A 13,900-nucleotide genomic window follows, 5' to 3' on the forward strand; every position below is an offset into this window, starting at 1 on the left:
GGGCCAACAGATGTTTAGGTCGCCAGGGGCGATGGAAGCAGGTTTTTAATGGTCACTATTCTCGACAGGACGTCGTCCGACGAAAAGCGCATTCGCCACCCGGAAAAGGCGCATAAGCCCGATACCGAGGTCATGCGCAAGCCGGAATGGATCCGCGTCAAGGCGCCGACCTCCAAGGGCTATCACGAGACGCGTGAACTGGTGCGTTCGCACAAGCTGGTGACGGTGTGCGAGGAAGCCGGCTGTCCGAATATCGGCGAATGCTGGGACAAGAAACACGCGACCTTCATGATCATGGGTGAAATCTGCACCCGCGCCTGCGCTTTCTGCAATGTCGCGACCGGCAAGCCCAATCCGCTGGATATGGCCGAGCCCGAGAACGTCGCCAAGGCCGTCAAGCAGATGGGCCTTTCCCACGTCGTCATCACTTCGGTCGACCGAGACGATCTCGCCGATGGCGGCGCTGAACATTTCGAGAAGGTCATCTGGGCGATCCGTGCGGCATCGCCCAATACGACCATCGAAATCCTCACCCCCGACTTCCTGAAGAAACCCGGCGCGCTGGAACGGGTCGTCGCCGCCAAGCCCGATGTCTTCAACCACAATATGGAAACCGTCCCGGGCAACTACCTCACGGTTCGCCCCGGTGCGCGCTATTTCCACTCCGTGCGCCTCTTGCAGCGGGTGAAGGAACTCGATCCCACCATGTTCACCAAGTCGGGCATCATGGTCGGCCTCGGCGAAGAGCGCAACGAAGTGCTTCAGCTGATGGACGACCTGCGCAGCGCCGATGTGGACTTCCTGACCATCGGCCAATATCTGCAGCCGACCCGCAAGCACCACAAGGTCGAGGCCTTCGTGACGCCGGAAGAGTTCAAGTCCTACGAGACGGTGGCTTACACCAAGGGCTTCCTGATGGTGTCTTCCAGCCCGCTGACCCGCTCCTCGCACCATGCCGGAGACGATTTCGAACGCCTGCGTGCGGCGCGCGAAAAGAAGTTGCTGGCGGCAGCTGAGTAAGGAACGGAAAGGGTCAGTAATATAGGCGCTGGATCTGGCGATGTGCGCTCTTTCCACGTCATGCTCGGGCTTGTCCCGAGCATCTACGACCTACCGATTGTACGATCTGTGATTGGATCCTCGGGACAGGCCCGAGGATGACGGGGAGTGGGAGGCGAGGCTTGTGAAATGGTTCAGCCGCCAGTAACGCCCCTCAATCCAATCATGCCGTGATTCTCTCCGGCCGATGCGCCCGCATGCACAGTACGACGCTCAGCACCACCGAACATATTGCCACGACCTCAATCAGTGTCGGGCCGCGCCCTTCCCATAGAAAACCGTAAAGCAGCGCAAACAGCGTTTCGAACAGGATCATCTGCCCGACCATGGTGAGCGGCAGAAGGCGGCTCATGCGGTTCCATAAGGCATTGCCGAGAATGGAAGCGGTGAAACCCAGCCCGGCTGCAACAGCCACAAAATGCAGCCAGTCGCCCGAATTATGGCTTTCGCCGCCAAAGCCAAAGGCCGGGATGGCGAGCGCGAGCGCAAGCCCACCGGTCACCACGCCGGTCATCATGTTCCAGTCATCGGCGCTGACATCGTGAAGGCGGGAGAGCCACCGGGCATTGCCAACCGCAAAGGCTGTCCATGACGCCAGCGCACCGAGCGCACAGGCCAGCCCGATGACGCGCGAGACATCGAGTCCCGCATCGTTTTCCGTCAGCGACTGCCAGGAAATGCCGATAATCCCCATCGCGCCGAAGGCCAGCGACGGCCACAGCCGCTTCAGCGACACCGCGCCGTGATCACGGCTGCCGATGATGGTGACGGCGACGGGCAGGAAGCCGATGATGATCGAGGTGAAGGCGACACCGCTCAATTTCACTGCGGTCGATATGAAGACGTAGTAGGCGATGTTGCCGATCATGCTCAGCCAGCCGAGCGCTATCCACTCCCGCGCGCCAAAATGGGCCGACACGCGTTTCAGGCGCGGCCCGATGATGATGAGGGAAATCAGCCCATAGGTGAGATAACGCGCCGTCGACAGTTGCAGGGCCGAAAAATCCGGCACAAGTTTCGGGGCGAGAAAAATCCCACCCCAGAGCGCACCCGCCAGCATGCCGTAAAAAACACCGAGACCTGTTCTGTTCATGTCATGTCACATCCGCATTCACATTTGCCTGCGATGTGCCACAGCCCTTTGCGGCTGTCTTGACAAAAACTCCTGACGGATATGCTGGCGGTTTTAATGAATCCCGTAGGTCCGACGGTAGGCTGCGGGCGTTTCACCCACTGCATTGCGCATGGCGCGCGTCAGTGCAGTCTGGTCGGAAAAACCGGCCCGCAAGGCGATCTCGGCAATCGGCAGGGTGGAATTGCTGAGCAATGCGCAGACCTTGTCCATGCGCAGCCTGGCCAGCCAGCGGTGAGGCGGGAGGCCGAATTCCTCGAGAAACAGCGCATGTAGGCGGCTGTCGCTGATCGTCACGCAGGAGGCGAGCATCTCGATGGTCCAGGGGAAGAACGGTTCCGCCCTGATAAGTGCAACGAGCCTGTGCAGGCGTTGGCGAATGTCGGCTTTCTCATTGGCAAGGCTGTCGACCAGGAGCGGTGCCCACAGGCCGGCAATATCGTCGCGTCGTCCCTCTGTTCCGATGACGCCGCGCATATAGGCGATCAATTGCCGCGTATCCTGCGCTATGTCGAGAAACGGCGAATGGGCGAATTTCTCGAGCGTTTGCTCGGGAAGGGCGCCTTCATCGATATCGACCACCAGCGAGTGGTTTCTTGCCGTCGCTTCCTGCGTATGCGGCGCATCGCGATGGATGAACACGCCGCGTCCGGTCGACAATTCGTCCTGCCGTCCGGCCACATCGATCAGAAGACGCCCGGAGACCGGAAGAACGATCTGAACGAAGCCATGCCGTTCCTTCGGTCTTTCTTCCCTGTAGGTTCTGATATCGGCGGATGCGGCTGTCATGACGCTGTCGTTTCCATTGTGCAAAGAAATGGCCGCCTCGAAAAAGCGGCCAGTTCATTGTTTGATTATGACATCGTCTTGAAGATTGGGCCAGTCGGCTTTATCGGTCGGCTCTGCGCGCCGGCAATTAACAGTCTTCCTTGGCGGTCGATTCGCCGCGTTTGCGTTTGCGCAGAACCGGCTTGTTCTCTCTCGCCTCGCATTTCGCGACGTCGATCAGATAGGCAAGCACCGGCATGCCGTTCATCGATGCGAGTTGCTTGGCGGATTCGAGAAGGTTGATGATGTTGGAAAAATCGTCCATCGGCTCACTCAGTGGCTCAAAGCGGTTATATGTCGGGTCTGAACCCAAGGATGAATACGCTGGGTGAAATCGGGAGCTTCCAGCGCCGTTGCATCCAATGGGTGTAATATTAGTCGCAAATAAATAGCAATCCCTGCGACGGGGTTACAATAGTCAATTTTCCGTAACTGTCATGCGCGGCGAAGATATCGCTGCGGGGCGATGGCAGAAAAATCCAGCAGTCAGATGAGGTTTCTGAAATGCCAAACTATCTTCACAGGGTGGAAGATGCTGCTGCGATCATCGCCGGGGCGCAGCGAATCATGGTCGTGGGCTGTTCCGGCGGCGGCAAGTCGACGCTTTCGCAGAAGCTCGCGCGCAATTTCGGACTTCGCTACATCTCCATGGATCGAGATGTTTTCTGGCTGCCCGGCTGGCAGGCGCGTCCGCGCGACGAGCAGCGAGAGAGGATAGCCACCATCATTACCGAGGAGCGCTGGCTCATGGACGGCAGCAATCCGTCGTCTTTCGATATACGGCTGCCGCGATCCCACATCGTTTTGTGGGTGCGCATGCCGCGCTGGCTCTGCCTGTGGGGCGCCGTCAGCCGGGTGATCAAGGGTTATGGCAAGGCCCGCCCGGAAATGGCGGAGGGTTGCCCCGAAAGAATAGACATCGAATTCCTGCGCTATATCTGGAATTTCGAGCGGCGCCATACGCCGATCTTCGAGCAGAATTTCGCGCTTTATGGTCCTGATGTGCCGGTATTCCAGCTGAAAAGCCGAAAACAGTTTCGCCGCCTTCTTGATCTTCTGCGTATCGAGGATTAACTGCCGCTCATGCCACAGTTCGAAACGCATCGCCACGTCAAACACTCGCCCGACCGCATGTACGACCTCGTCGCCGATGTGGAGAAATATCCGCAGTTTCTGCCCCTTTGCGAGGCGCTCACCATCCGCTCGCGCAAGGAGCGCGATGGCAAGGTGCTGCTGGTGGCGGATATGACGGTGGGCTACAAGGCCATTCGCGAAACCTTCACCACGCAGGTGCTGCTGAACCCGGTCGAGCGCGCCATCGACGTGAAATATATCGACGGACCGTTCAAATATCTCGACAATCGCTGGCGTTTCGAGGCCTCGGACGAGGGCGGCTCAGCCATTCATTTCTTCATCGATTACGAATTCAAGAACCGTCTGCTCGGCGCGGTCATGGGGTCGATGTTCGACCGGGCCTTCCGCATGTTCGCGGAAGCCTTCGAAACGCGTGCGGATAAAATTTATACGGACCCGGCCTGATTGAGGGCTATCAGCATCTCAAGCGCGGTCCTCACCGTCGCAAGCCGGATTTCGGTGCGGCCGATCTCGCCATAACGCATTTCCCGATGCAGGATTTTACCGCTGCACGCCCTGGCGGCCAGATGCACCAGCCCCACCGGCTTGTCGGGGGAACCGCCACCCGGACCGGCGATGCCAGTTACCGCCACGGCGAAATCCGCGCGGGAACGGAAGAGGGCGCCATGCGCCATCTGCAACGCCGTCTGCCGGGATACCGCGCCGAAATTCGCCAGCGTTTCGACGCTAACCCCCAGCATGTCCATCTTGGCTTCATTGGTATAGGTGACAAAACCACGGTCGACGACAGCGGAGGAGCCGGCAATCTCCGTCAGGGCACCGGCGATCAGGCCGCCAGTGCAGCTTTCCGCGGTCGAGACCATGAAGCCATGCGCGGTGAAATCGGCAATGATCTGTCGCGCCAGCTCTTCTATGTCGGCGGGAAAAAGGCTCATAAAGGTCTGCCCCTGTAGACGACGGTAGCGGTGGCGATTGCAGCGATGCCTTCCCGGCGGCCGACGAAACCGATGGTCTCATTGGTCGTCGCCTTTACCGAGCAGCGCTCCAGCGCGATGCCCAGCATGTCCGACAGTGCTTCGCGCATGGCCTGCCGGTGCGGGCCGATGCGCGGTGCTTCCGCAATCAGCGAGACATCGGCATTCATGATCGTGCCGCCATTGTCGCGCACTACTTTGGCCGCATGTTCGAGGAAGATGCGCGAGGCCGCTCCCTTCCATTGCGGATCGGAAGGCGGGAAGTGATCGCCGATATCGCCAGCACCGCAGGTGGCGAGCAGCGCATCCGTCAGCGCATGCAAGGCTACATCCGCATCCGAATGACCTTTGAGTTTCTGGTCGTGTTCGATGAAGACGCCGCACAGCGTCACACCGTCGCCGGCCTCCAGCTGGTGCACGTCGTAACCATTGCCGGTGCGCACGTCCGGCAATCCGTGGGAGAGCTTTTCATCGGCCATGGCGATATCCCGCTTGAGAGTGAGTTTTACATTGTCGACCGAACCCTCGGTCAGCTTCACCGTCAGTCCCGCCCATTCGGCGATCGAAGCATCATCGGTAAAATCGGACTTTCCGGAGGCGGCAGCGGCGCGGTGCGCGGCGAGAATATCGCCATAGCCGAAACTCTGCGGTGTCTGCGCGGCATAAAGCCCCTGCCGGGAAACCGTCTCTACGACGCGACCATCCGAGCCGCGCTTCAGCGTGTCAGTGACGGGCAGGGCAGGCAGGACGCCGCTGGCGCCGGCCCGGTGCAGGGCGACGATCCGTTCCAGCATGTCCACGGGAACGAAAGGCCGCACGGCATCATGGATCATCACATGCGTCAGCTCTTCCGAAGAGAGCGCTTCCAGTCCGGCAAGCACCGATTGCTGGCGTGTCGCGCCGCCCGTGACGGTAACGATCCGCTTGCCGGTATCAAGCCGCTGGAGGATCGGCGACAGCAGTGCTGCATCGTCGGCATGACTGACGATCACGATGGGGGAGGCCTGGTCCCAATCGAGGAAGGTCGACAATGTATGCTCGATCACGGCCCTGCCTCCGATAGGGCGATATTGTTTCGGCCCTTCCTCGGGGGAGCCCGCTCTTTCTCCGCGTCCGGCGGCGACGATGACGATGCCGAGTTTCATAGTACTTTCCTGCATTGGTCTTATGCTTTGTGCGCAACCCTTAGCGGTTGACAGTCCTGCTCTAGCGTTTCAAAACCCGGATGGCCAGCCCGATAAGACGCGCATTCGCCCCTGCATGCCGCAGGATCAGCCACCATTGCGTGTTCGAACCTGCACAAATTGCTGCCGACAGCAAAACAGGCAGGCAGTCGCCCAGCAAATAAAAGGTGCAACCCTCTAAAAGTGCTTGGCAACTGCACAAACACTGTCTAAAAATAATGCAAATAACCCTTCTGCATGAAAGATCATCAATTGCATCTTCCGGAGTTGTCAGAACCGTTCAGCATCGGCTCAGTCACGATCCGTAATCGTGCCGTGCTGGCGCCCATGTCGGGCGTGACGGATCTGCCGTTCCGGCAGCTCGCCTGGCGTTACGGCGCGGGCCTTGTTGTCACGGAAATGGTGGCAAGCCGTGAGCTCGTCGCCAACCGAGGCGAATCCTGGGCGCGGCTGAAAAATGCCGGCATGGTTCCGCATATGGTGCAGCTTGCTGGACGCGAGGCGCATTTCATGGCCGAGGCGGCGAAGATCGCGGCCGATAACGGCGCTGGAATCATCGATATCAATATGGGCTGTCCAGCCAAGAAGGTCACGGGCGGTTATTCCGGTTCGGCTTTGATGCGCGATCCCGATCATGCACTCTCGCTGATCGAGGCGACGGTCAATGCAGTCGACGTACCTGTGACGCTGAAGATGCGGCTCGGCTGGGACGAAAACACCATCAATGCGCCGGAGATCGCCCGCCGTGCCGAAGCCGCAGGCGTCCAGCTCATCACCATTCACGGCCGCACCCGTATGCAGTTTTACGAGGGGCGTGCGGATTGGGACGCCATCCACGCCGTGCGCGAGGTGATTTCCGTGCCTCTGATCGCCAATGGCGATGTGGAAACGGCCGATGATGCACGCGAAATCCTGCGCCGTTCGGGTGCGGATGCCGTCATGGTCGGTCGCGGCGCGCAGGGGCAGCCCTGGCTGCCGGCGGTGCTTGCCGGACATTCAGCGCCGCACCGCGACGATATTCCCGCCATTGCCATCGAACATTACGAGATGATGCTGGAATTTTACGGAAGGGAAGCCGGTCTCCGGCATGCCCGCAAACATCTCGGCTGGTATCTCGACCGTTTCGCGCCGGAGATCGCCACGACTGACAAGGCTGAAATCATGACATCGCGTGACACGGCGGAAGTGGCGGATCTGCTGCGCTCCGCCCTTAGCGAAAATGCGGGCGAAGACGCCGCAAGGAAGGCCGCATGAGCGCTGACAAACACAGCCCGGCAGATGGAAACCCGCTTGCCATGGCGGTTCTGAACGCGGTGCAGAACCCCGTTATTCTGGTGGATGCCGAAGGTTTCATCGCCTTCGCCAACTGGGAAGCCGAAGCCTTTTTCGGGGCGAGCGCCTCCCATCTCGCGCGCTACCGCGTTTCCACCTTCATTCCCTTCGGCAGCCCGTTGCTCGCACTGATCGATCAGGTGCGGGAGCGCCGCGCGCCGGTCAACGAATATCGCGTCGATCTGAGTTCGCCGCGTCTTGGTCAGGACAAGCTGGTCGATCTTTATGTCGCGCCCGTTGTCAGCGAGCCGGGATCGGTGGTGGTCGTCTTCCAGGAAAGGTCGATGGCCGACAAGATCGACCGGCAACTGACGCATCGCGCTGCGGCGCGCTCTGTCACAGGCCTTGCCTCCATGCTCGCGCATGAGATCAAGAATCCGCTGTCCGGCATTCGCGGCGCTGCCCAGTTGCTGGAGACCTCGGTTGCCGATGAAGACCGGGCACTGACGCGACTGATCTGCGACGAGACCGACCGCATCGTCTCGCTGGTCGACCGCATGGAGGTGTTTTCCGACGAGCGGCCGGTGGATCGCGTGCCGGTCAACATCCATTCCGTGCTCGATCATGTGAAGGCCATCGCCAAGGCCGGCTTTGCCCGCAATATCAAGATTTCGGAGAATTACGACCCGTCGCTGCCGCCTGTTTATGCCAATCGCGATCAGCTGGTGCAGGTCTTTCTTAATCTGGTGAAGAATGCGGCGGAAGCCGTGGGCAACCAGCCGGACGGCGAGATCATCCTCACCACCGCCTATCGCCCCGGCATGCGGCTTTCGGTCGCCGGCAGCCGCGAGCGCATCTCGCTGCCGCTTGAATTCTGCGTGCATGACAACGGTCCGGGCGTTCCGGCCGATCTGCTGCCGCATCTTTTCGATCCTTTCATCACCACCAAGACGAATGGTTCGGGCCTTGGGCTGGCGCTTGTCGCCAAGCTGATCGGCGCCCATGGCGGCATTGTCGAATGCGACAGCCAGAACCACCGCACGACTTTCCGCGTATTGATGCCCGTCTCGCCGGAAGTGGCGCTCGACGACCGCTCTTTGCCGAACACGACAGGAAATGACCAATGACAGCTACGATCCTCGTCGCCGATGATGATGCCGCAATCCGCACGGTGCTGAACCAGGCGCTGAGCCGCGCCGGTTACGACGTGCGCATCACCTCCAATGCCGCCACGCTCTGGCGCTGGGTTTCGGCGGGTGAGGGCGATCTTGTCGTAACCGATGTCGTGATGCCGGATGAAAATGCCTTTGACCTTCTGCCGCGTATCAAGAAGGCCCGCCCGGACCTGCCTGTTCTGGTCATGAGTGCGCAGAACACCTTCATGACGGCCATCAAGGCCTCGGAAAAAGGCGCTTACGATTACCTGCCGAAGCCCTTCGATCTGACGGAGCTGATCGCCATCATCGGCCGCGCCCTGTCTGAGCCGAAGCGCAAGCCGGCGAAGCTCGATGACGACATGCAGGACGGCATGCCGCTCGTCGGCCGCTCGGCCGCGATGCAGGAAATCTACCGCGTTCTCGCCCGCCTGATGCAGACCGACCTGACGCTGATGATCACCGGTGAATCCGGCACCGGCAAGGAGCTGGTGGCGCGTGCGCTGCATGATTACGGCAAGCGCCGCAACGGTCCCTTCGTCGCCATCAACATGGCAGCTATCCCGCGCGACCTGATCGAATCCGAACTCTTCGGCCATGAGAAGGGCGCCTTCACCGGCGCGCAGAACCGCTCCACCGGCCGTTTCGAGCAGGCCGAGGGCGGCACGCTGTTCCTCGATGAAATCGGCGACATGCCGATGGATGCCCAGACGCGCCTGCTGCGCGTGTTGCAGCAGGGCGAATATACGACAGTGGGCGGCCGCACGCCGATCCGCACGGATGTCCGCATCGTCGCCGCCACCAACAAGGATCTGAAGCAGTCGATCAATCAGGGCCTTTTCCGCGAAGACCTTTATTACCGCCTGAACGTCGTGCCGCTGCGGCTGCCGCCGCTGCGTGACCGCGCCGAGGATATTCCCGATCTGGTGCGCCATTTCATCCAGCAGGGCGAGAAGGAAGGACTGGAAGGCAAGCGTTTCGAGAGCGAGGCGCTGGAGGTCATGAAGGCCTACGCCTGGCCGGGCAACGTGCGCGAGCTGGAAAACCTGATCCGCCGCCTGATGGCGCTTTATCCGCAGGAAGTCATCACCCGCGAGATCATCGAGCAGGAACTGCAATCGGATGTTCCCGACAGCCCGCTCGACAAGATGGCGGTTCGCACCGGTTCGCTCACCATTTCGCAGGCGGTGGAAGAAAATATGCGGGATTATTTCGCCAGTTTCGGCGATGGCCTGCCGCCGCCCGGCCTTTACGACCGCGTTCTGCGCGAACTCGAATATCCGCTGATTCTCGCGGCTCTGACTGCGACGCGCGGCAACCAGATCAAGGCCGCCGATCTTCTCGGCCTGAACCGCAATACGCTGCGCAAGAAAATCCGCGAGCTTGGCGTTTCCGTTTATCGCAGCTCCCGCCCAACCTGAGAATGTTGACAAGGTCGCATTTGTCGTTGCACTTTCGCCACATTGTGTTGCTTGAAAAACACTAGGAAGGAAAGAGATTCGCCGGTCTGAGGCGCGTCTCGCCTGACTTCAGAAATGTGGTGCTGGCTGGCCAGCGATTGGGAGTAGTGCATGCGGAAACCCGCCGCCGAAAACGCCGTTGCCGATGAAGCAGCGGGCATGGTGGTTGCCGATCGCAGGATGTCTTTCGCTTTGCCGGGGCTGGTGCTCGCCGGCGTCGCTCTCGTTTGCGCCATCCTCACCCTGTTCGTGCTTCTGGGCGTCACGCCAATCGCGCCGACATCGAACGTCGTCATCGCCTCCGTCGTCATCAATTCGATCTTCGTGATCGGCCTGATCTTCCTCATCGGGCGCGAAATCAACCGGCTGCTGAAAGCGCGTAAAAAGGGCAGGGCGGCTGCGCGTCTGCACGTGCGGATCGTCGTGCTTTTCTCCATCGTGGCGATTACGCCTGCGGTGCTCGTCGCCATCTTCGCCAGCCTCACGTTGAATGTAGGCCTCGACCGCTGGTTTTCGCTGCGCACGCAGTCGATCGTCGATTCATCGAGCAATATCGCCCAGGCCTATATGATGGAGAATGCCGGTTATCTTCAGGGTCAGACCCTGTCGATGGCGACCGACCTCGACCGCAACCGTGCGCTTTTTTATCTGGATCGCACCGGCTTCGTCGACCTGATGACCCGTCAGGCCAAGGGGCGCGGCCTTCTAGGCGCGTTTCTGGTGCAGGAGGACGGCGACGCCGTTGCTCAGGCCGACATCAAGACCGAAAAACCGCTTCCCGCCATCCCGCATGACGCGCTTGAAAAGGCGGCCGCCGGCCAGCCGACGCTGATACCGCCCGGTATCACCAACCTCGTCGGCGCCATTATCAAGCTCGAAGGCATCAGCGGCACCTTCCTTTACACGGTGCGCGCCGTCGATCCCAAGGTGATGAGCGCGATGCGGCTGATGGAAGAGAACCGCGCTGAATACAAGGCGATGGAGGCGGGCCGCGCGCCGCTGCAGATCGCCTTTGCAATTCTTTATCTCGGTTTCGCGCTGATCGTGCTTCTCGCCGCCATCTGGACGGCGATTGCGGTGGCCGACCGTATCGTGCGGCCGATCCGTCTCCTCATCAGTGCGGCAGACAGTGTCGCCACCGGCAACATGCATGTGCTGGTTCCCGTCCGCGCGGTCGATGGCGACGTCGGGCGACTGTCGCGCACCTTCAACAAGATGGTCTCGGAACTGCGCAGCCAGCAGGAACAGATCATCGAGGCCAAGGACGATATCGACGACCGCCGCCGCTTCATCGAGGCCGTGCTGTCAGGTGTTACCGCCGCCGTCATCGGTGTCGATGAGAACCGCAGGATCACCATCGTCAATCCGTCGGGCGAGGAATTCCTGGCGCAGACATCCGAGCAGCTTATCGGCGCGCAACTGTCGGAGATCGCGCCCGAAATCGAGCAGGTCGTCAACGAGGCCAACACCTGGTCACGCGGCAATTTCCGCAAGCAGATCAACATCATGCGGCGCGGCAAGGAACGGACGTTGAATGTGCAGGTGACCCGTGAGGACGCCCGTGACAGCCGTGACAGCTACGTCATCACCCTCGACGACATCACCGATCTCGTCATCGCCCAGCGTTCGACCGCATGGTCGGATGTGGCGCGTCGCATAGCGCATGAAATCAAGAACCCGTTGACGCCGATCCAGCTTTCCGCCGAACGTATCAAGCGTCGTTTTGGCAAGCAGATCGACGAGAGCGACCGCGCCGTCTTCGACCAGTGTACGGACACCATCGTCCGGCAGGTCGGCGATATCGGCCGGATGGTGGATGAATTCTCCGCTTTTGCGCGCATGCCGAAGCCGACGAAGGAAAAGTCGGACCTGCGGGCGATCCTGAAGGATGCGGCATTCCTGCGCGAGATCAGCGCCGCCGACACGAAGTTCACGACGGAACTGGGTGATATCCCGCTGGAGGGCATGTTCGATGCCCGCATGCTGGGTCAGGCCTTCGGCAATCTCATCAAGAATGCGACGGAAGCCATCGAGGCGGTGGAAGGCGAAAAGCGGCCGGGTAAGATTCTGGTGCGCGCCGCTTTCGACGAGGCCAATTCGCGTTTCGTGGCTGACATCATCGACAATGGCCGCGGCCTTCCCGTCGAGAACCGTCACCGCATTCTCGAACCCTATATGACAATGCGGGACAAGGGCACGGGCCTCGGCCTCGCCATCGTCAAGAAAATCATCGAAGAGCATGGCGGGTATCTGGAACTCCACGATGCCCCGCCGGAGTTCGATCACGGCCACGGCGCCATGATCAGAGTGCTGCTGCCCTATATCGAGGCGGTCGGCGGCGAAAATAACAAGGAAGCAGCATATGGCGTCTGATATTCTGGTCGTGGATGACGAGGCGGACATTCGCGAAATCGTAGCGGGCATTCTTTCCGACGAGGGCCACGAGACCCGCATGGCGTTCGACAGCGACAGCGCGCTGGCCGCCATTTCGGAGCGCGTGCCGCGTCTCATCTTTCTCGACATCTGGATGCAGGGTTCGAAGCTCGACGGTCTGGCGCTGCTGGATGAGATCAAGAGCCGCCATCCCGAAATCCCGGTGGTCATGATTTCCGGTCACGGCAATATCGAAACCGCCGTCAACGCCATCAAGCGCGGCGCCTTCGATTTCATCGAGAAGCCGTTCAAGGCCGACCGCCTCATTCTGATCGCTGAGCGGGCGCTGGAAAACTCCAAGCTGAAGCGCGAGGTTCAGGAACTCAAGAAGCGTACCGGTGACGCGGTTGAACTCGTCGGTGCGTCGCTTGCGGTGTCGCAGCTTCGTCAGACCATCGACCGGGTTGCTCCCACCAACAGCCGCATCATGATCCTCGGCCCCTCCGGCTCCGGTAAGGAACTTGTGGCGCGCATGGTGCACAAGAAGTCCTCGCGTGCGAGCGGACCCTTCGTGGCGCTCAATGCCGCGACGATCACACCCGACCGCATGGAAATCGCGCTTTTCGGCACGGAAGGCCTGCCTGGGCAGCCGCGCAAGGTCGGCGCTCTGGAAGAAGCCCATCGCGGCGTGCTTTATCTCGATGAAGTCGGCGAAATGCCGCGCGAGACGCAGAACAAGATCCTGCGCGTGCTGGTCGATCAGCAGTTCGAGCGCGTCGGCGGCGGCAAGCGGGTGAAGGTGGATGTGCGCATCATTTCCTCGACCGCCCATCACCTCGAAAGCCTGATTGCCGAAGGCCAGTTCCGTGAAGATCTCTATCATCGCCTCGCTGTCGTGCCGGTGAAGGTGCCAGCGCTTTCCGAACGGCGCGAGGATATTCCTTTCCTCGTCGATATGTTCATGCGCCAGATTTCCGAGCAGGCCGGCATCCGCCCGCGCAAGATCGGCGACGACGCCATGGCCGTTCTCCAGACACATGACTGGCCGGGCAATATCCGCCAGCTGCGCAACAATATCGAGCGGCTGATGATTCTCGCCCGTCCAGAAGGCGGTGAAGCGCCAATCTCGGCCGATATGCTGCCGTCGGATATTGGCGACATGCTGCCGAAGATTTCGGCGCAGGGCGATCAGCACATCATGACCCTGCCGCTGCGCGAAGCCCGTGAAATGTTCGAGCGCGACTATCTGATGGCGCAGATCAACCGCTTCGGCGGCAATATTTCGCGAACGGCGGAATTTGTCGGCATGGAACGGTCTGCACTGCATCGCAAACTGAAATCTCTCGGCGTATAAGGAAAGAAGGCGCTT

13 protein-coding genes are annotated in these 13,900 nt (G+C 60.5%); 8 read left to right on the forward strand and 5 right to left on the reverse strand.

Annotated features, from left to right (window positions below; translation table 11 throughout):
* Positions 1-48 precede the first annotated feature (48 nt).
* Positions 49-1,020, forward strand: coding sequence for a lipoyl synthase (lipA, locus tag I3J13_RS01445; RefSeq protein ID WP_035217452.1), 972 nt, complete (start codon positions 49-51; stop codon positions 1,018-1,020).
* Between the two features lie 202 nt (positions 1,021-1,222).
* On the opposite strand, the gene I3J13_RS01450 is transcribed toward lipA, so the two are convergent.
* From I3J13_RS01450 to I3J13_RS01460, 3 genes are all read right to left on the reverse strand, one after another.
* Positions 1,223-2,152 carry a DMT family transporter gene (locus tag I3J13_RS01450; protein WP_196377781.1) on the reverse strand — a complete coding sequence of 310 codons (930 nt, stop codon included), beginning with the start codon at positions 2,150-2,152 and terminating at the stop codon, positions 1,223-1,225.
* A 93-nt stretch (positions 2,153-2,245) separates the two neighbouring features.
* Entirely contained in the window at positions 2,246-2,980 is a 735-nt protein-coding gene (locus I3J13_RS01455; RefSeq protein ID WP_196377782.1) for a helix-turn-helix transcriptional regulator, read from the reverse strand.
* A gap of 127 nt (positions 2,981-3,107) precedes the next feature.
* Positions 3,108-3,284 (reverse strand): hypothetical protein, encoded by a 177-nt coding sequence (locus tag I3J13_RS01460; RefSeq protein ID WP_003496171.1) that lies wholly within the window; start codon positions 3,282-3,284, stop codon positions 3,108-3,110.
* 239 nt (positions 3,285-3,523) lie between these two features.
* Here I3J13_RS01460 and I3J13_RS01465 point away from each other — a divergent pair, with 239 nt between their 5' ends.
* Positions 3,524-4,093, forward strand: a complete 570-nt coding sequence (locus tag I3J13_RS01465; RefSeq protein ID WP_196377783.1) for a P-loop NTPase family protein — start codon at positions 3,524-3,526, stop codon at positions 4,091-4,093.
* Positions 4,094-4,102: 9 nt separating this feature from the next.
* Positions 4,103-4,558, forward strand: coding sequence for a type II toxin-antitoxin system RatA family toxin (locus I3J13_RS01470; protein ID WP_196377784.1), 456 nt, complete (start codon positions 4,103-4,105; stop codon positions 4,556-4,558).
* Here I3J13_RS01470 and I3J13_RS01475 read toward each other — a convergent pair.
* Together I3J13_RS01475 and I3J13_RS01480 are read right to left on the reverse strand one after the other, a co-directional pair.
* Positions 4,540-5,049, reverse strand: a complete 510-nt coding sequence (locus I3J13_RS01475) for a CinA family protein (RefSeq protein ID WP_196377785.1) — start codon at positions 5,047-5,049, stop codon at positions 4,540-4,542. The genes I3J13_RS01470 and I3J13_RS01475 overlap by 19 nt on opposite strands.
* The gene (locus tag I3J13_RS01480) at positions 5,046-6,233 is read right to left on the reverse strand and encodes a bifunctional 2-C-methyl-D-erythritol 4-phosphate cytidylyltransferase/2-C-methyl-D-erythritol 2,4-cyclodiphosphate synthase (protein ID WP_196377786.1); all 1,188 of its coding nucleotides are present in this window, start codon (positions 6,231-6,233) and stop codon (positions 5,046-5,048) included. Before I3J13_RS01480 ends, I3J13_RS01475 begins: the two co-directional genes overlap by 4 nt.
* A gap of 276 nt (positions 6,234-6,509) precedes the next feature.
* On the opposite strand from I3J13_RS01480, the gene dusB reads away from it, so the two are divergent.
* From dusB to ntrX, 5 genes are all read left to right on the forward strand, one after another.
* Positions 6,510-7,526, forward strand: a complete 1,017-nt coding sequence (gene dusB, locus I3J13_RS01485) for a tRNA dihydrouridine synthase DusB (RefSeq protein WP_196377787.1) — start codon at positions 6,510-6,512, stop codon at positions 7,524-7,526.
* Positions 7,523-8,671 carry a two-component system sensor histidine kinase NtrB gene (locus I3J13_RS01490; protein WP_127756073.1) on the forward strand — a complete coding sequence of 383 codons (1,149 nt, stop codon included), beginning with the start codon at positions 7,523-7,525 and terminating at the stop codon, positions 8,669-8,671. The genes dusB and I3J13_RS01490 overlap by 4 nt, the downstream gene beginning before the upstream one ends.
* Entirely contained in the window at positions 8,668-10,119 is a 1,452-nt protein-coding gene (gene ntrC, locus I3J13_RS01495) for a nitrogen regulation protein NR(I) (RefSeq protein WP_003521350.1), read from the forward strand. The genes I3J13_RS01490 and ntrC overlap by 4 nt, the downstream gene beginning before the upstream one ends.
* A 150-nt stretch (positions 10,120-10,269) precedes the next feature.
* Positions 10,270-12,531: a sensor histidine kinase NtrY-like gene (locus I3J13_RS01500; protein WP_196377788.1), complete on the forward strand. Its 2,262-nt coding sequence runs from the start codon at positions 10,270-10,272 to the stop codon at positions 12,529-12,531.
* On the forward strand, positions 12,521-13,885 hold the full coding sequence (gene ntrX, locus I3J13_RS01505; protein WP_003521348.1) for a nitrogen assimilation response regulator NtrX: 1,365 nt from the start codon (positions 12,521-12,523) through the stop codon (positions 13,883-13,885). Before I3J13_RS01500 ends, ntrX begins: the two co-directional genes overlap by 11 nt.
* The last annotated feature ends 15 nt before the right edge of the window (positions 13,886-13,900 follow it).

Source organism: Agrobacterium leguminum, from assembly GCF_015704895.1.
GTDB classification, from domain to species: Bacteria; Pseudomonadota; Alphaproteobacteria; order Rhizobiales; family Rhizobiaceae; genus Agrobacterium; species Agrobacterium leguminum.